At 70.9% G+C, this 18,859-nt stretch carries 9 protein-coding genes; 5 read left to right on the top strand and 4 right to left on the bottom strand.

Annotated features, from left to right (window positions below):
* Position 1 precedes the first annotated feature (1 nt).
* The 3 genes from ACFORO_RS10675 to ACFORO_RS10665 are packed head-to-tail and all read left to right on the top strand — an operon-like array spanning position 2 to position 9,959.
* Entirely contained in the window at positions 2 to 4,453 is a 4,452-nt protein-coding gene (locus ACFORO_RS10675) for an SDR family NAD(P)-dependent oxidoreductase (protein WP_377868640.1), read from the top strand.
* Positions 4,450 to 8,793 (top strand): type I polyketide synthase, encoded by a 4,344-nt coding sequence (locus tag ACFORO_RS10670; protein ID WP_377868641.1) that lies wholly within the window; start codon positions 4,450 to 4,452, stop codon positions 8,791 to 8,793. The genes ACFORO_RS10675 and ACFORO_RS10670 overlap by 4 nt, the downstream gene beginning before the upstream one ends.
* A complete protein-coding gene (locus ACFORO_RS10665; protein WP_377868642.1) occupies positions 8,790 to 9,959 on the top strand; it encodes a cytochrome P450 in 1,170 nt (389 codons plus the stop codon). The genes ACFORO_RS10670 and ACFORO_RS10665 overlap by 4 nt, the downstream gene beginning before the upstream one ends.
* On the opposite strand, the gene ACFORO_RS10660 is transcribed toward ACFORO_RS10665, so the two are convergent.
* Genes ACFORO_RS10660 through ACFORO_RS10650 form a run of 3 tightly spaced genes read right to left on the bottom strand, consistent with a single transcriptional unit; the run spans position 9,953 to position 11,971 of the window.
* Complete coding sequence (locus tag ACFORO_RS10660; protein WP_377868643.1) at positions 9,953 to 11,068, bottom strand: MAB_1171c family putative transporter; 1,116 nt, start codon at positions 11,066 to 11,068, stop codon at positions 9,953 to 9,955. The genes ACFORO_RS10665 and ACFORO_RS10660 overlap by 7 nt on opposite strands.
* On the bottom strand, positions 11,065 to 11,553 hold the full coding sequence (locus tag ACFORO_RS10655) for a hypothetical protein (RefSeq protein WP_377868644.1): 489 nt from the start codon (positions 11,551 to 11,553) through the stop codon (positions 11,065 to 11,067). The genes ACFORO_RS10660 and ACFORO_RS10655 overlap by 4 nt, the downstream gene beginning before the upstream one ends.
* Positions 11,554 to 11,575: 22 nt before the next feature.
* Complete coding sequence (locus tag ACFORO_RS10650) at positions 11,576 to 11,971, bottom strand: XRE family transcriptional regulator (RefSeq protein ID WP_344276142.1); 396 nt, start codon at positions 11,969 to 11,971, stop codon at positions 11,576 to 11,578.
* Between the two features lie 157 nt (positions 11,972 to 12,128).
* On the opposite strand from ACFORO_RS10650, the gene ACFORO_RS10645 reads away from it, so the two are divergent.
* The gene (locus ACFORO_RS10645) at positions 12,129 to 12,668 is read left to right on the top strand and encodes an RICIN domain-containing protein (protein WP_354734983.1); all 540 of its coding nucleotides are present in this window, start codon (positions 12,129 to 12,131) and stop codon (positions 12,666 to 12,668) included.
* 512 nt (positions 12,669 to 13,180) lie between these two features.
* On the opposite strand, the gene ACFORO_RS10640 is transcribed toward ACFORO_RS10645, so the two are convergent.
* Entirely contained in the window at positions 13,181 to 17,074 is a 3,894-nt protein-coding gene (locus tag ACFORO_RS10640; RefSeq protein WP_377868645.1) for a WD40 repeat domain-containing protein, read from the bottom strand.
* A 557-nt stretch (positions 17,075 to 17,631) separates the two neighbouring features.
* On the opposite strand from ACFORO_RS10640, the gene ACFORO_RS10635 reads away from it, so the two are divergent.
* Entirely contained in the window at positions 17,632 to 18,681 is a 1,050-nt protein-coding gene (locus ACFORO_RS10635) for a ParB/RepB/Spo0J family partition protein (RefSeq protein ID WP_377868646.1), read from the top strand.
* The last annotated feature ends 178 nt before the right edge of the window (positions 18,682 to 18,859 follow it).

The raw sequence follows: 18,859 nt of genomic DNA, 5'->3' as shown, positions 1-18,859 counted from the left end.
TATGGAGCCGATCGCCGTGGTCGGGATGGCGGTCCGGTTTCCGGGTTCGAATGACCTCGGCGAATTCTGGCGGAATCTCCTCGACGGCCGCGATTGCGTCACCGCGCTTTCCGACGACCAGATCCTGCGCGCCGGGGAGGACCCGAAACGCCTGGCCATGCCCGGCTACGTGCGCCGCCGTCCCCGGATCGACGCGCCCTACGACTTCGACGCCGCGTTCTTCGGCCTCACCCCGCGAGAAGCCGAGATCCGCGACCCCCAGTTCCGGGTGTTCCTCGAGGTCGGCCACGCCGCGCTGGAGCACGCCGGACAGGTCCCCGCCGATTTCCCCGGCCGGATCGGCGTTTTCGCCGGCGCGGGCAGCAACCGGTACGCCAGCGAGCACGTCGAGCCCGACGCCCGCCTCCTGCGCTCGGTCGGCCAGCTCGCCGTGGACTTCAACAACGACCCCGATTACTTCGCCGCCAGCGTCGCGCAACGCCTCGGGCTGACCGGCCCGAGCCTGACGGTCCGCACCGCCTGCTCCACCTCGCTGGTCGCCCTGCACCTGGCCCGCCAAGCGCTGCTCGCGGGCGACTGCGCACTCGCGCTCGTCGGCGGTTCGATGATCGACCCGCAGAGCGAACGCGGCTTCGTGCACGTGCCCGGCGGGGTCAACTCCGCCGACGGCTCGTGCCGCCCCTTCGCCAGCGCGGCCACCGGGACGAACTTCGGCGACGGCGTCGGCGCCATCGTGCTCAAACGGCTCTCCGCCGCGCTGTCCGACGGCGACACCGTCCACGCGGTAGTCCGCGGTTCGATGGTCAACAACGACGGCGGGCGCGGCACCGGCTTCACCGCCCCGAGCGTCGACGGCCAGGCCGACTGCATCACCGGCGCGTTCGCCGCGGCGGGGATCGACCCGCGCACCATCTCCTACTTCGAAGCGCACGGCACCGGAACGGCGATCGGCGACCGCACCGAGGTCGCCGCGATGACCCAGGCGTTCCGCACGCTCGCCGGGCAACCGCTGCCGCCGGGTTCCTGCCTGCTCGGCTCGGTGAAGTCCAACGTCGGCCACCTCGGCGCCGCGGCCGGAGTGGCGGGCGTGATCAAGACCGTCCTCGCGCTGCGGCACGAGCGGCTGCCCGCGAGCATCAACGTGGACGCGGTGAACCCCGGACTCGGCCTCTCCGATTCGCCGTTCGAGGTGCTCACAGAGTCTCGCCCGTGGCCCCGCCAGCCGGGTTCGGTCCGCCGCGCGTGCGTGAACTCCTTCGGCATCGGCGGCACGAACGCCCACGTGATCCTGGAAGAGGCCCCGTCAGCCGAACCTGGTCCGGCTTCCGGGGAGCAGATCGTGGTCTGGTCCGCCGACGACCGGACTGCTGAGTCCGAGCTTCGCGACCGCCTCCGCAGCTACTTCACCGACCTCGACCCGGCCCTGTTCGCCGCCGCGGCGCACACGCTGCAGGTTGGCCGGAAAGCGCGCGCCGTTCGTTCAGCGGTGGTGGCGCGCGACCGTGACGACTTCCTCGCGCGGCTGGCGTCCGGGGCGCTCAGCTCGGAGGAGCGTCCGCGCAGCGTGGGCCTGCACTTCCCGGACGAGTCAGTGTGGCAACCCGGCTTGGCGAGCGGTCTTTACGCCACCGAGCCCGACTTCCGCGACGCGTACGATGCCGCATTCGCGGTCCTCGAACCCCTTGCCGGACCGGGTGGCGCGCCCGACCTCGCCCGCCCGACATTGTTCGTCCTCCAGTACGCGATGGCCACCTGCCTGACCCGCTGGGGAGTGCGGCCGGAGAGCGTGACCGGCGACGGTGTCGGCGCACTGGCCGCGCAGGCCTTCCGCGAGGGCGAAATCTCGCACGATCTCGCGGAACGCGTGCTGAGCGGCGCGGGAAGTCCACAAAGGACCGAGCCGCGAGCGGACCTGACGGTGCTGATCGGCCCCGGCGCCGCATCCGTCCGCGTCCTGCCGGTCCTCTCCGACAACGGCCTCAACGACGCCCTGGCGAGGTTATGGGTCCACGGTCAGGACATCGACTGGCGCAGCCGCGCCCCGCGCACCTCACGCCGGATCCCCGTGCCGGGCTATCCCTACCAGCGAAGGCGACACTGGGTCGAGTATCACGGCCCCACTTCCGATGACCAGCCGAAACCCGCCGGGTGGACGTTGCTGCGCGAGCGCTGGCAACCCGGCAGCGACGCACCGGAGACCATCGTCCGAGGCGCGCGAGCGCTGGTACTCCGACCCGAGAACGCCCAGTGGGTAACGGATTCCGTAGCCGCGGCCGGGTACGGCACCACCGACCTGCCCACCGTCGAAGCCCTGCGCGAGACCGCGATACCCGACCTGATCGTCCATGCCCTCGGGGTCGCCGACGAGGACGGCACCGACCTGGAAACCGGCCTCTACAGCGTCCTGGCCTGCGTCCAAACCCTGGCGAAGCAGCTTCGGTCCGCCCCGGCGACCCTAGCGATCCTGCTCCGGAACGCCGTCGACCTGACCGGCGCCGAACCGCTCAACCCTGCCCGCGCGATGCTGAACGCCTTCGCCCGCACCGTCGAACGCGAGATCCCCAGTCTCCGCTGCGTGCTGATCGACGTCGGCCCCGTCACGGTGCCCTCCGTGCTGGCCGCCGAACTCGCCACCCTGACCGCGCCCCACGTGGCCCTGCGCGGCCGGACGCGCTGGCTGCCCGAAATCGTCCCGGTTGACGACACCCCGGCTGAGCCACGCCCGTTGCGGGAGAACGGGATCTACCTGATCACCGGCGGCCTCGGGGGAGTAGGCCTCGTCATCGCGCAGGCACTCGCCGAGACCGGGATCCGCCCGCGGCTGGCCCTGCTCGGCCGCTCCGCCACCCGCACCCCGGCGATCGGGCAGATCGAAGCGACGGGCGCGACCGTCGCAGTGCTCAAAGCCGACGTGACCGACCCCGAGTCCCTGCGCGGTGCCTTCACCGAAATCGAGCGCACGTTCGGCCGAGGCCCGCACGGAGTCGTCCACGCCGCCGGAATCGCAGGCGGCGGCCTGATCGAACGCCGCTCACGGTCCGATGTGGAGAGTGTCCTGCGCCCGAAGGTCCACGGCACCCTCGCACTCGAACACGCCCTGTCCGGAACAGACCTCGACTTCCTCGTCTACTTCTCCAGCCACGCCGGGGTGTCCGGCCTCCGCGGCAGCGCCGACTACGCCGCCGCCAACGCCTTCCTCAACGCCCACGCCGCCCGCCACCGGCTCCGCCACCCCCGGACCCTCTCGATCGCCTGGCCCGGCTGGGAACGAACCGGCATGACCGACACTCCGGGCCACCGCTTCGTCATCGCCCCAGGTCAGACCTGGCAGCTCGACGAGCATCAGTTCGGCGGCGTCCCGGTCCTGCCCGCCACGGCGATGCTGGAGTTCGCCGTCACCGCCGCGCGAGCCGTCCTGCCGGACACCTCCCCGGTCGGCCTGCGCGACACGCTGATCCTGCGCTCCCTGCCCGTCACGGAGCCCCACTTCGTCAAGGTCGCCGTCTCCGCCGCCCCCGGCGGTCATCGCTTCCGCCTGCGGTCGAAACCCGTGCAGGGACAAGGGGAGTGGACCGACCACGCCGAGGGACTGATCGAAGTCCCCGGCACCGAACCCGAACTCGCCAGCCAATCGCTCCCGAGCGCCGCCCCGTACGTGCCCGCGACGGCGGCGGGCCCCGGCTTCGGATTCGGCCCGCGCTGGGAAAGCGAAGTCCGCAGGCGCCGCGACGGGCATGAAGCGGTCGCCGAACTCGAACTGCCCGAAAAGTTCCACGCCGACCTGCACGAACACCTCCTGCACCCGGCCCTCCTCGACGTCGCGACCGCCACCCTGATCGACACCACCGCCGACGCGGTGTTCGTCCCGTTCCGCTACCGCTCGGTCGCCGTCTTCGCCCGGCTCACCAGGCGGGTCACCGCCCGCTCCCGGATGCGCGAGCAGACCAGCACCACCCGAGTAGTCGACGTGGACCTCCACGACACCGAGACCGGCAACCACCTCGTCGCGATCCGCTCGCTGACCTTCCGCGCCGTGCCCCGCACCGACTTCAGCCGCCCCGCCGCACCGGCACCGACCTCGCGCGACCCGCGGCTCACCCCAGCGGAAGGCGCACAGATCTTCCTCGACGCCCTCAGCCGCGACCTGCCCGCCACGGTGATCGTCGACCACCTAGGCGCCCCGCCCGCACCCCCGCCCGCGGCCGAGCCGGCCCCGCCGCCCGGGCAGCCGGTCGTCGAGGTCGTCCGTCAACTGTGGACAGACCTGCTCGGCAACCCCGACATCGGCCTCGACGACGACTTCTTCGACGTGGGCGGCAGTTCGCTCGCCGCCGTGCACATCGTGGACCAGATCGAACAGCGCTACGGCATCGCGCTGAGCTCGGGCGCGCTGTTCGAATCCGCGACCGTGCGCACCGTCTCGGCCGCCCTGACCGACCGAGGAGCACGATGAGCGACGAGATCGCGATCGTAGGCATGGCCTGCCGTTTCCCCGGCGCGAACGAGGTCACCCGCTTCTGGGAGAACCTCCGCACCGGCGTCGCCTCGATCGCCGACCGCACCGAGGACGAACTCCGCGAAGCAGGGGTCCCGCCGACGAGGATTGCCGACCCCGACTACGTGCGGGCCGCCGCGCTGGTAGCCGACCTGGCCGGATTCGACGCCGACCTGTTCGGCTACCGCCCGGAGCTGGCCAGGGCCACCGACCCGCAGCACCGGCTGTTCCTCGAATGCGCGCACGCCGCGCTCCAGAACGCCGGTTACGACACCGGCCGCGTTCCGGGGCGAGCCGGAGTCTTCGGCTCCGCAGCCCCGAACCTCTACGGCACCCTGCACGTCAGCCGCGACCCGGCCGCCCGCGCGGCGCTCGCGTCGCTGGAGTGGAGTGTCGGCAACGAAAACGACTACCTGGCCACGAACGTCTCGCACCGTCTCGGCCTCGACGGCCCCAGTCTCGCGGTCGCCACGGCGTGCTCGTCGGCCCTCGTCGCGGTGCACCTGGCCGCCCAATCCCTGCGGCAGGGCGACTGCGACCTCGCCCTCGCCGGTGCTGCCGACGTCCAGCTGCCCTACGGCCACGGCTACCTCTGGCACGAGGGCGCGATCGTGTCCCGCACCGGTCGCTGCCGGCCATTCGACGCCGCCGCCGACGGAACCGTCTTCGGCTCCGGCGCGGGCGTCGTTGCGCTGAAACGCCTCGCCGACGCCGTCGCCGACCGCGACCACATCTACGCGGTGATCGGCGGCTCCGCAGTGAACAACGACGGATCCCGCCGGTTCACCTTCACCTCGCCCGGCATCGTCGGCCAGGTCGAACTCGTCCACACCGCGCTCGCCCGCGCCGGGCTGACCGCCGCCGACCTCGGCTACGTCGAATGCCACGGCACCGGCACGACCGTTGGCGACCCGATCGAGGTCGAGGCGCTGACCACCGTGCTGGCGGGCGGCGGCCGCGTCCCGATCGGCTCGGTCAAGGGCAACATCGGCCACCTCGGCTCCGCAGCCGGGATCGCGGGCCTGATCAAAACCGCGCTGGCGATCCACAATGGACAAATCCCCGCGAGCGCCGGTTTCGCCGAACCCAACCCGGACATCGGCTTCGACTCCAGCCCCTGCTTCGTCAACACCGAACTCCGCGACTGGACGCAGCCTCGCCGGGTCGCGGGCGTCAGCTCCTTCGGCATCGGCGGCACCAACGCCCACGTCGTGCTCGCCCAAGCCCCGGCCGTCACCACCGAAGCCAGCGCGCGGCCCCGGCAGCTGGTCACCGTCTCCGGCCGGACCGAAGCCGCCGCCAACGCCGCCGTCCGCGCGCTCGCGGAGACCGTGCGCGCGAACCCGGACCTCGACGTCGCCGACCTGGCCCACACCCTCCACCGCGGCCGCGCCGCACACGCGCACCGCCGCACCCTGGTAGCCGCACCCGGCGAGAATCTGGCTCGCCGACTGGAAGAACTGGCCACCGACGGCCGCCCACCGGCCCCGCGACGTCCGCCAGCAGTCGCGTTCCTGTTCCCCGGGCAGGGCGAGCAGTACGCGGGAATGGGCCGTGAACTCTACGCAGCCGAACCGGTGTTCCGCCGCGAACTCGACCGCTGCGTCGACCTCCTCGGCATCGACCTCGACCAGGAAACCCTGCGCACCACAGACCTCGCCCAACCCGCACTGTTCGCCGTCGAGTACGCCCTCGCCCGGCTCTGGACGCACTGGGGCGTGCGGCCCCGAGCCCTCGCCGGACACAGCATCGGCGAGTACGCTGCGGCCTGCGTCGCGGGTTGCTTCAGCCTGGAAGACGCCGCCAAATTGGTTGTCCTGCGCGGCGAACTCATGGCGAGCACCGCTCCGGGCGCGATGCTCGCGGTCCCGCTTCCCGAGGACGACCTCCGCGCCGAACTCCCGGACGGCGTGTCGATCGCCGCCGTCAACAGCGCTCGTAACACCGTCGCGTCCGGGCCTGCCGGGCTCGTGGACCAGCTCCGAAACCAGTTGACCGACAAGGGAATCCGCTGCGTCCCGCTCCCGGTCGACCACGCCTTCCATTCCGCGCTGATGGACCCGATCCTCCCGAAGTTCCGCGACGCGCTCGCGGACATCGAGCTGCACGCCCCGGAAATCCCCGTCGTCTCGAGCGTCACCGGCGACTGGCTGACCGCCGACCAGGCCCGCGACCCGGAATACTGGGTCCGGCAACTCAGTCAGCCAGTGCGGTTCGCCGACGCCTTGAACACGTTGTGGGACAACGGAGAACACGCCCTGCTCGAAGTCGGCCCCGGCGGCGCGCTGTCCACTCTCGCACGCCTGCACTGGCGGGAAACCCGAACCGGGCCCGCACCGGCCATTGTCTCCTCCATGCGTCACCGGGCCGACAAACGCACCGACGCCGACCTGCTGTTCCGCGCACTCGGCACCCTCTGGTCCGCCGGAGTCGAACCGGACTGGGACACGTTCTGGGCCGGGGAGAACCGCCGCCGCCTGCCGCTGCCCGGCTACCCGTACCAACGCGTCCGCGCGTGGGTCGATCCGGATCCCGGCTGTCCGCCGCTGGCCGGGATGTACGGCGTCCCGCTGACCGCCGCCGCGCCACCGGTCGAAAAGACGCCGCTCGAACTTCCCACCTGGGCCGAACAACCCCTCGACCAGACCAGCGTCGGCGTCACCCCCGGCGAACCCTGGCTCGTCTTCACCGCGGGCTCGCCGGTCGCAGACCTCGTTCTCGACGACCTCCGCCGCGCCGGCGCCACCGTGGTCCGAGCCGAACCCGGCACCGAGTTCGCCCGCCGCGCACCCGGCCGGTACACGCTCCGCCCCTCCGACCCCGCCGGCTACGACGCACTCCTGACCGACCTCGCCGCCGCCGGGCTCGCACCCCGCCGCATCGTGCACGCCTGGCTGCTCGACGAGGACAGCCTCGAACACGGCCTGTACAGCCTGCTCGCACTCGGCCGGACCTTGGCCCGCAGGCAAATCTCGGTCCCGATCACCCTGACGGTCCTCACCACCGGCCTGCACGAGGTCACCGGCACCGACCCGGTCACCCCCGCGAAAGCGACCGTCCTCGGCCCGCACCACATGGTCAATCAGGAGATCCCGAACCTGTCCAGCCGCGTCGTCGACCTCGCGCTGCCCGCGGACGCCCGGCAGGTGCTCGCCGAACTCGGCGCCACGGACGACCAGGTCGCGCTGCGCGGACGCCGCCGCTGGGTCCGCGAGATCCGCCCCCTGCCGAGCACCCCGCCGCGATCCCTGCCGCCGCTGCTGCGCGAACGCGGCACCTACCTGATCACCGGCGGGCTGGGCGGCATCGGCCTGGCTCTCGCCGAGGACCTCGCCCGCCTGGTCCGCGCCCGGCTGGTCCTGGTCGGCCGCTCCAGCTTCCCCGACCGCCCCGACTGGGACACCTACCTCGCCGAAGGCCCATGCCCGATCCGCAAGCAGACCATCAGGCGCTTCAAGGAGATCGAGGCGCTAGGCGGATCCGTCCTGGTCCAGGTCGCCGACGTCACCGACGAGCAGGCCATGCGCCAGATCCGCGACACCTGCGGCCGCATCGACGGCATCTTCCACGCCGCGGGCAGCCCCGGCGGCGGCATGTTGGCAGTCCGCCGCCGCGAGGACGTCGAAGCCGTACTCGCCCCGAAGATCACCGGAACCCAGATCCTGGACCGCGTTTTCGGCCAGGAACCGGACTTCCTCGTCCTGTTCTCCTCAGTCACCGCACTCGTCCCGACCTACTACGGCCAGGCCGACTACCTAGCCGCCAACGCCTACCTCGACGCCTTCGCCCACGCCAGCCCGCCCGGGCCGCGGCACACTGTGTCGGTCAACTGGGACGCCTGGAGCGAGACCGGCATGCTCGCGTCCAACGATCCGCACAGCAACTACCTCCGCACGAGCGAAGGCCTCGACCTGCTCTGGCGCATCCTCGCCGCCCGCCTCGGCCCGCAGGTCATCGCCGCCCCGCGCGGCCTGGCCGAAGTCGGCCGCGAAGCCGCCCAGCGGATGGAACCCCAGCCTGCCCCGACGCCCGCGCAACACCTAGCCCCCGTGCTGCGCGAGGACCTCGCCGACGCGACCGACCTCCAGCGAACCCTGCTGCAGCTGTGGGAAGAAACCCTGGGCGTCCCCGACCTCGACCTGGACAGCGACTTCTTCGAACTCGGCGGCAATTCGCTCCAGGCCACCCAGCTGCTCGCCCGGCTCCGCGAACACCTGGACGTCGACCTGCCCGCCGCCACCTTGTTCGACCACTCGACGATCCGCGCCCTGGCCGACGAACTCACCGCACTCCGATGAACCTGGCCGACCCCCGCACCTTCGAGTCCGACCTCGCCGAGTTCTGGCGCTCCACCCGCGCGTACAACCCCGTCTACCGCCACGAACCGCACGGCTTCTGGGTCGTGTCGCGGCACGCAGACGTCCTCGCCGTCTACCGCGACGCCGCCCACTACACCTCCGAACGCGGCAACGTCCTGGTCACCCTGCTGGCCGGGGGAGACTCCGCGTCCGGCCGCATGCTCGCCGTCACCGACGGCCCGCGCCACCGCGAACTCCGCCAGATCCTGCAACGCGCCTTCACCCCGTCGGCGCTCGACCGCCTGACCCGCCAAGTCCGCCGAAACACCCGCGCCCTGATCATCGACGCCGTCTCGCGCGGCGATTGCGATTTCGCCGCCGACGTCGCCAGCCGAATCCCCATCACCACCGTCGGACACCTGCTGGGCGTGCCGGAGAGCGACCACGATTTCCTCCTGACCCAGACGAAACGCGCCCTCAGCTCCGACGACCGCGACTCCGACGAGCTGGAATCTTCCCTGGCGCGCAACGAAATCCTGGCCTACTTCACCGACCTGCTGGCTGATCGCCGCACCACCCCGGCCGACGATGTCCTCACCGCGCTGGCCGCCACCGCGTTGTCCGCCGAAGAGATCGTCCTGAACTGCTACAGCCTCCTCATCGGCGGCGACGAGACGAGCCGCCTGTCCATGATCGAAGCCGTCCGGGCCCTAGCCGCCCATCATTCGCAATGGGATCTGCTGCGCAACGGAGACGTCACCCTCCTTGCCGCCACCGATGAGGTCTTGCGCTGGTCGACTCCCGCGATGCACTTCGGCCGCACCGCGATCGCTGACACCGAAATCTCCGGTCACGCGATCGCGGCGGGGGAGATCGTCACCCTGTGGCTCAGCTCGGCGAACCGCGACGAGTCCGTCTTCGCGGATCCGGACCGCTTCGACCTCCGCCGCACCCCGAACAAACACCTCGCTTTCGGCTACGGCCCGCACTATTGCGTCGGTGCCCAGTTGGCGCGGATCGAAATCGCGGAACTGCTTTCGGCACTCCGGAAGTACTCGACCGGGATCGAGGTCGTCGGCGAACCGAGGCGGATCCACTCCAACTTCCTGACCGGGTACAGCACGCTGCCGGTGCGGTTCGTCCCGGATACCGCGGAGCTTTACTGAAGCCGGTACGTACCCGGCCAGCGGAGTTCCCGGGAAACCGCAGTGAGCCAAGCCGTCTCGGCCGCGATGGTCGGAGCGAGACCGGGCGGCCGATAGTCCGCCGCGGCGCGGAACCGGCGGCCTTCGCGATGGGCGGTCAGTGCGGCGACGATCGAGGCGGCTTCGATAGCGGCGGGTATCCGATCGGGGGCGATCCCGGTACGCCGTGCGATGTACGCCGCCCGTTCGGCCACCGCGGGGTCGAAGTGCTCCCGCAGCGCCAGGTGCCCGTCGCGGATCTCGATGATCCGGCGGTAGAGGGCCAGATGCACCCCGCCGCCGGTGTTCAGGACGATGCCGGGCACCGCCTTCCGCATCATCGTCCACAAAGGACCAAGACGGCGGTACCGCAGGTAGGCCCGCAGCCACCGCACCGGCGCGCCCAGTCGCGGCCCCCACGCGGAGAGCGTCGCACCGGCGGCGGCGAGGGTCACGGCGACCGCGCCGAGCAGCACCGACGGGATGTCCTCGGCGGCGCTGACCCGGCCGGTTGCCAGCAAGCTGTACATGTCCTCGACAGCCCACGCCGTCCACAGGAGACCGACCGAGGCACCGGCGATGATCAGCTGAAGCCCCCGCCGCAGCGAACCGGGGGCCATCCGCTTGGCGTACCGCCGGATCAGGACGATGAACAGCGACAACGCCGACGTGGCGGCCAAGGTGTAGATCACGTAGTAGATCAGCAAGGGCAGGACGCCGGACCCGTTCACCACGGTGTTCCCGTCGACCTCACGGGCGTCGGCGGCGGCGAACAGCACGGCGTTGACCGCGAGCATCTCGCCGGTCACCAGCAGGGCGCAGCGGACCTGTCGCCGTGTCGGTTCTCCCGGCGACAGCGATCGCGCGAACAGAACGAGGAAGGCGAGCGAGGCGAGTTTCAGTTCGTCGCCGAGCAGGCCCGCCGTATTGCCGCCCCGGACGGCGAGCAGCGTCATCCCGGCGGTCAAGCAGCCGATGAACAGGCACAGATACCTGATCCCGGGCGGGGGAGTCGGGCGACGTGACTCCACCTTCGCGGCCACCGCGAGCAACGCGCCCAGGCAGCCGGAGTACCCGATCGCCTCGATCACCCGAACCACCGCTCCACCAAGGCGAGCCCGCGCGAAACGCGAGCGTTCTCGGCAGGCGCCGGATCGTGTCCCCGGGCCGCGCGGTGCGCGACCAGGGTGGCGAGCAATTCCGCCTCCTGCTCCTGCACCTCGGTGTAGACCGTGCGGCCGAGCACCCGCTGGACGAGCTTGGGGGAGAGGGTCGGCAGCAGCGCGCCGACGTCCACGGCACCGGAGTGCCCGCACACGAGGTGCCCGATTTCGTGGAGCAGGATGTGCTGGCGATGCAGCGCGGAAGTGTTGGCGGGCAAGAGAATGTAGTCGGCGCGGTCGGTGGACATCACCAGCCCGCACGGACCCCCGGCGATCGCCCGGGCAGGCAGCAGCTCGATCGGCCGGTCCCGGCTCGCGGCGACTCCCCGCACGAACTCCGCCGGGTCGAAGGGCTCCGGCAGTTCCAGGTCGTCGGCGAGTTTTCGGCATCTTCGCCACAGCTTGCGATCCACGAACCGACCCCCCAGTCCTGCCTTACTCGCCGGCTTCTCTTCGCGCGATCGCGTCGATCATGTCGCTGATGGTGCCCAGCCCGGCCCTGGACAAGGTCACCGCGCGCAGCGCCACGTCCCGCACTCCGGCGTCGCGCAGCGCGCCGAGCAGTTCCAGTTCCTCGGCGATCCGGGCGCTCTGCTCGTCGTCGAAGAAATACGCGGGCGGCACCTGGAAAAACCCGGCCAGCGCCTCGAGATGCCGCTTGGTGGGATTGTCCCGGCGGCCCGTGCGCAGCTGCCAGAGATAGGTGGCCGAAAAGGTCTCGCCCGTCGCCTCCCGGCAAGCGCTGGCGACCTCCTCGCTGGAGTACTGATCGCGGCCCGGCTTGCGCACGACGTCGAACAACTTCTCGATCTTCTCGGCGAGCGAGGCCATCGTCAGTCTTCCTCTGCTGGCGTGAACATGTCCGGCTTCCAGATTCATCTTAGTTGACAGCGGCCGTCCCGTCATCCAGGATCGGCTATCAGCTGAGATGAATCTGTCGACGGATCGCACTCATGTCAGCTAACACCCCGATGTCGAAGGAGAAGACATGACGAAGCGCAAACTCCTCGCCGGCGCAGTCGGCGCCCTGGCCCTCGCCAGCACGATGTTCACCGCGGCCCCGGCGTCCGCGGCACCCGCGACCGCGCCCAAACCGGTGCAGCCGGTCGGCTACTACGCCTTCGGGTCGTACTACTTCAACGGCACGAAGTGCATCGACGAAGACTCCGATGACAGCAGAGGCGACGGCCGCAAGGTCTGGACCTACAACTGCAACGGCAGCTACAACCAGCAATGGGCCATCGCCCCCGACGGCTCCATCCACAGCACCAACGACGGCCGCTGCCTGTCCCCGTCCGCGACCGGCCTGGGCGACCCGACCCCGCGCCTGGAGGGCTGGGGCTGCAACGGCCGGGCCGAACAGCAGTGGGTCTTCTACGACGACGGCACCATCCGCAACCGCCTCCTGGGCACCTGCATCCAGTTCGGTTTGGACCAGGTGAACAAGAAGGGCGTCTACACGTTTGTCGGTCAGTGCAACAACCTCGCGCCGCTGCAGGGCTGGGACGCGCACTATCTGCACAGCTGATCTGGCCGCCCGGACGGAGCCTCTTGCCGGGCTCCGTCCGGTCCCGCCTTGTTGGTGATTTGTCATCGTCCAGCCTTGATTTCCGCCCGCGGGCAGGCCGAGTGTCGGGTGGCGCACTTCCGGCGTCCGCACCGCCGAGGAAGGGGCGCGGGCGTCCGTCCGCTGGGCAACCGTGGGCGACGATGCCGAAACGGGAGGCTTCTTCGACGACGAAGGCCGGGTCGCTTGGTGACCCCAATGCCAGGGATTTGAGCTGCGCGGCCCACGCCCGCCGACGGTCCACAAAGGACTTCAGTGCCGCCGGAATGCCCTCACTCCGTGAGGGGAACCCTGAGGGACTCTGAGTCCCTCAGGGTTCCCCTCACGGACGCCTGGCCCCGCCCAGATCCTTCGACCTGGGCAAACCGCACCCGCGGCACCGCCTTAATAAGTCCCTGCCATCGCTTGGCGACCCCGGCAGGGCGAACCGCTTTCCGGGCAATCCACTGTGGACTGCCGGGCACCGGAGCGCCTCAGCCGCACACGGGGTTGTAGTCGAATTGCGGCAGATGCTGTTTCCACCGCTCGGGAGTCAGGACCGCGCGGGTGACCGCGCAGATCCGGTCGATTGCGTGGTTCTCGTCGAGGTCCCAGACCCGCACGTTTCCGTCGTATCCGCCGGAGGCGAGGACCCGGGTGAAGGGGTTGAACACCACGACCCGTCCGGCGTCGCCGTGGCTGGTGAATTCCTGTCCGAACGGTTGCGGCGCCGCGGGGTCGGCGATCTCCCACAGCCGGACGGTCTTGTCTTCGCTCCCGCTGGCCAGCAACTGCCCGTCGGCACTGAACGTCAGCGAGTTCACCGCGTCGGCGTGCCCCCGCAGCGGTTGTCCCAGCTGCCGCGGCTGTTCAGGCCGGGAAAGGTCCCACAGCCGGATGAGCTTGTCGTCGCCGCCGGTGGCGAGGACGCGGCCGTCGGGGCTGAATTTCGCGGACCGGACCAGCGCGGTGCCGCCGCCCGCGGCGGGTCCGAGGGGCTTCGGGCGGGTCGGGTCGGCGACGTCCCACAGCTGGAGAGTCTTGTTCTCGTTGCTGGTGGCCAGGATCCGCCCGTCCGGGCTGAAGGCCGCGGAATGGATGTAGGGGTGCTGGGCGGGAAACGGCGGACCCAGCGGTTTCGGCTGGACGGGGTCGGCGACGTCCCAGAAACGCAGGCTCTGGTCGCCGTCGCCGGTGAGCAGCACACGCCCGCCCGGGGCGAACAGCGCCGGACTGCCGTACCTGGTCTTGAGCTCCAGCGGGCGGCCCGAAGGCTTCGGGCGGGCGGGATCGGCGACGTCCCACAGCCGGACCGTGCTGTCGCCTTCGCTGACCGCCAGCGTTCTTCCGTCCGGGCTGAACGAAAGGGTGTTCGCATACCCGCGGCCGCCGGTCAACGGCGGGCCGAGGGCCCGGGGCCGGGCCGGGTCGGCGATGTCCCACAGCCGCGCCGTTCCGTCTCGTGCCGAGGTGGCCAGCACGCGTCCGTCCGGGCGGAATCCCATCGAGGTGATCCGCGCGGTGTGCCCGAGCAGCAGGGTGTTGGGCAGGGACCAGAGCTGCGCGGTGCCGTCGCCGGTGCCCGCGGCGAGCGTGTGGCCGTCCGGGCTGAACTGCAGGCTGAAGACCGAGCCGCTGACCCCGGTCAGGGGCGCGCCGACCGAAGTGACCGCGGCCGGATCCGTCGCGTTCCACAGCCGTACCGAATCGTCGCCCGCGGACGCGAGCAGCCGCCCGTCCGGACTGAAACTCACCTGCCAGATGTCCCCGGTGTGCCCGACGAGCGGCTGTCCCAGCGGGGCCGGTCTCGCCGGGTCGGCGACGTTCCACAGCCGGATCGTCTTGTCGGGGCCCGCCGTGGCCAGCGTGTGCCCGTTTTGGCTGAAGGCCACGGAATTCACGGTGTCGGAGTGTCCGGTCAGCGGCTTGCCCAGCGACACCGCGGCGGCCGGGTCCGTGGTGTCCCACAGGCGCACGGTTCCGTCGTTGCTGCCGGACGCCAGGGTCCGGCCGTCCGGGCTGAACGCGACCGAGCGCACCCGGCCGGTGTGGCCGGTGAGGGCGCGGCCCGGGGAAACCGGGCGGGCCGGATCCGTCACGTTCCAGAGACGTACCGTGCCGTCGTCGTCCGCCGTCGCCAGATCCCGGCCGTCCCGGCTGAGCGCGATCGCGTAGACAGTGCCGTTGCCGCTGTTCACCGGATCTCCCAGCGGTACCGGCTTGGCCGGGTCGCTGATGTCCCAGCGGCGGATGGTCCAGTCGTCGGCGGCGGTGAACAGAGTGCGGCCGTCGTGGCTGAACACCGCCGAGGTGACCCAGCTCGTGTGCCCGCGCAGCGGCGCTCCGAGCGGGCGCGGATCGGCGGCGTCGCGGGCGTCCCACAACCGCACGGTGTGGTCGTCACCCGCGGTGGCGATGGTGTGCCCGTCCGGGCTGAAGGCGATCGTGTAGACCGGGCCGGTGTGCGCGGTCATCAAGGCGGCCAGGGGGTTCTGCTGGGTGGACAGCAGCCGGGCCGCGACGGACTGGTCGTCGGGGCGCAGGCGATGGGCGACGAGGTCGAGCTGCGCCGACAGGGACGGGTCTGTTTCCTGCAGCCGGTCGGCCTCGGCCAGGATTTGCCGGAAGTTGGCCTCGTCTCGTTCCCGGAACGCGACCCCCGCCGCGATCGAGGCGATGAGGGCGAAGACGACCACCAGCGCGACCGAGGCGCGGCGGGCCCACACGACCCGGCGGGACTGCCGGGTCGAGGCGTGCAGGAACTCCTGTGCGGCGGCCGAGCTGCCCAGCGGTCCCGCCGGTTCGGCCGACTGTCCCGCCTCGGACAGCTTGATGCCCCGGTACAGCAGGGAAGGATCCCGGTCCCGCGCCTGCCAGGCGCCGGCGTCCTCCTCCAGCCGCTGCCGGATCAGGTTCCCGGCGCGGTCGTGGTCGATCCAGTCCCGGAGGCGGGGCCACGCGTACAGCAGCGCCTCGTGCGTGATCTCGACGGAATCGGCGTCCAGCGTCACCAGCCGGGCCGAGGCAAGGGTTTCGAGCGCTTCCTCGACGACGGCGGGGTCGTCGGCGCTGTCCACCAGCTGGGCCCTGGTCGCCCGCCTGCGGGTGTCGCGACGGTCCTCTCCGATGCACACCAGCCGAAGCAGCAGCGGGCGCGTCGCGTCGCGTGCGGCGGGAGTCAGCTGAGCCCAGGTTTGTTCGGCGGTCGCGGCGACCGCCCCGTTGATCCCTCCCGCCGCCCGGTAACCAGCGATGGTGAGCTTGCCGGCCTGACGGCGCTGCCACGTCGCGGCGAGCGCGTGGGACAGCAGCGGCAGGGAGCCCGCCTCGTGCACCTCCTGCTTGCCCGCCGGCAGGCCGCGGCGATGCCCGACGGCCAGATCGAGCAGGATGAGGTCCGCGAGGCCCGCTTCCAGAGGCAGCCCGACCGACTTCGCCGGTCCGGTGATCGCTTCGCGCACCTCCGCGGAACTCATCGGGCCGAGCAGGAGCTGGCGGTTTTGCAAGGCGTCGGCGAGTTCGGCGTAGCGCAGGCATTGGTCGTAGAAATCAGCGCGCAGCGCGATGAGCACCACGGCTGGCGCATTCCTGTCGAGCTTCCCCGGCACACACAGTGAACGCAGCGCCTCGATGAACAGCTGTCGTCGCGACTCGCTCTCGCAGAGAGTGAAGAGTTCCTCGAACTGATCCACCACGAGAAGCAATCGGCGCGAGGCCTTCGGATTCGGAGCGGGCGGATCCGAAGGCTCGGAGCTGATCTCGGGAACTGTTCTGGCCAGTTCTGCGAGCGGATCCGTTCGCGGAGTCATTTTTCTGAGCAGCCATCCGGGCGCTCCCTCGCCGGAGGCGTCCCGCGAAGCCAGAATCGGCATCAGCCCGGCTTCGAGCAGGGAGGACTTCCCGGCTCCGGAGGAGCCGATGAGGGCGAGGAAACCGCCGGTGGCGGCCGCGTCGGCCAGCCGGGCCAGCAACGCCTCGGTGCTGCGGCCCCGGCCGAAGAACCAGGCGGAGTCCTGCTGCCGGAAAGTCGCGAGACCCGGGTAGGGGCAGAGCCCCGTCCCGGCGGCGGGCGGGGAACCGGTCCCGGTCTCGCCGGAGCCCGGGGAAATGGGACTGGCCAAGGCGTTCTCCCACAGGGAACGCCAGTGGCCGAGATCGTAGAGATCACTGACCAGCGACGCCGGACGGTCTTTCCTCGCCTCGGTGACGAGCACGTCGAGCACCGCCGCCAACACGGCGAACTTGGCCGGGACGTTCCGCCCGCGGCGCCAATCGCTCACCCGCTGGGCGGTCGCCCGCACCGGCTGCCCGCGTTCGTCGACCTGCCGGGCCCTCGCGACCGACTCCGTGACGCGTTTCAGCGGAGGATCGCCGGCCGCGGCGTACAAAAGCGAAAATCTTTCGGCAAAGATTTCCCGCGGTCCCGGTTTCAGGATCGGATCGTCGATGTCGCCTCCCTCGAGCCGTCGAGCGACCCGGGAGCCGGGTCGGCGGCTTGCGCCGGCGGCGAACCGCCATGGTTCATCCTGGACAGCTTCCGTTCCACTTTCAAGATCGTGCGGCCGTCCGGGGGCGCCGCGGACGGCGTCTCCGCGAAGACCGGGATCCGCCGTCGTCCGCGCGGCCCGGCGCGCCCGGTCCCGTCCAGCCGGGGCCGACTGTCGAGGTGAGCCGAACGAGTGAGCCGGTTCCGGACCGGAAAATTGACCTTGGCGGCTGAGCTGGGGTTTCGGCGCGGCGCTCCGCCGTACGCCGTTGAACGCCGCCGGGCTCGGTGGCAAGCTTCGGCGGGTGGGGTGAACCGGACCGGCGTCTGCCGAAATGTCCGGACAACGGGCGGGTACGGGTGCGGTGGCGCCTGGGCGCACCTCGGTGCGCGTTCCCGGCGACGGGCCCGGCCTGAATCGCGTCGAACGGCAAGGTCGGACTACGGAGATGGGGCGGTATGGGCTCACGCTGGCAGCCGGTCGAGACGATCCAGATGTCAGACGATCCGTTCGAGGAGTTGTTTTCGCCCGCGGAGGAGCCCCGGCCGATCTCCGGGCCGGTACGGAAGATTTCGCTCGATTCGCTGCTTCCGGGCGATTCGCCGCGGATCGGCGGGGAGGACAGCGAGCACGTCCGCGCGCTCGCGCAGGTGAACGGCGCCCTGCCGCCGATCATCGTGCACCGGCCCAGCATGCGCGTCATCGACGGGATGCACCGGCTGCGGGCCGCCGCGTTGTGCGGCGAGCGCGATATCGCGGTGCAATTCTTCGAGGGGCCGGCCGAGGAGGCGTTCGTGCTGGCGGTGAGGTACAACGCGCATCACGGACTGCCGCTTTCGCCGGTGGACCGGGCCGCCGCGGCCGCGCGCATCCTCCATTTCTTCCCGCGGTTTTCGGACGCGAGGATCGCCTCGCTCGCCGGTGTTTCGGACAAGACCGTCGCGGCCATCCGGGCGTGTTCGACCTCGGAAACCCCGAAGTCGAACACACGGATCGGCAAGGACGGCCGAAGCAGGCCGCTCAACGCGGCGGAGGGGCGGCTGCGCGCCAGCGCGCTGTTCGCCGAAAAGCCCGACGCGACACTGCGGGAAATCGCGAGTCAGGCGGGGATCGCCCTCGCCACCACCAGGGACGTGCGTGAACGGCTCCGTCGGGGCGAGCACCCGGTGCCGTCGCCCCGGCGGCGCGGCGGCGCCTCGCGCAAGCCGGTCGCGGTGGTGCCGGACAGTGCGGACGAGACGAGCCAAGGGGACGGTGCGACCGGGCCGGCGGCGCCAGCCACACCGGACTTGCGGACGATCGGGCGGGACCCGGCGATGCGGCTCAGCGAAGGCGGGCGGGAGGTGCTCCGGCTGATCGGCGCGCATTCGCTGAAACAGCAGGACTGGGTGCGGCTCATCGAAAGCGTTCCGCCGCACTGCGTCCCGGGAGTGGCGGACGCCGCGCGCAGTTGCGCGGAGACCTGGCAGCATTTCGCCTGGCAGCTGGAAAAACGCCGCCGGCTGTAGCGGAGCGAAGGGGTGTCCGGCATCGCCGATTCGCGGCCGCCGGCCACTCGTTCGGTGGTGTTGATCAGCGGCCGGGCCAGTAGGCTCGGCGCGGGGTTCGAAAATGGCGTGCGTTTGCCCGTGATGAATCGGGCGAAGAAAAAATCAGTCGATAGCGGTCCCTACGTGCTCACGCGGA

The sequence above is a fragment of the Amycolatopsis halotolerans genome (assembly GCF_042647905.1).
Lineage (GTDB): Bacteria > Actinomycetota > Actinomycetes > Mycobacteriales > Pseudonocardiaceae > Amycolatopsis > Amycolatopsis halotolerans.
Note: the sequence above shows the minus strand (reverse complement) of the source record. Positions and strands in the feature narration are given on the sequence as shown.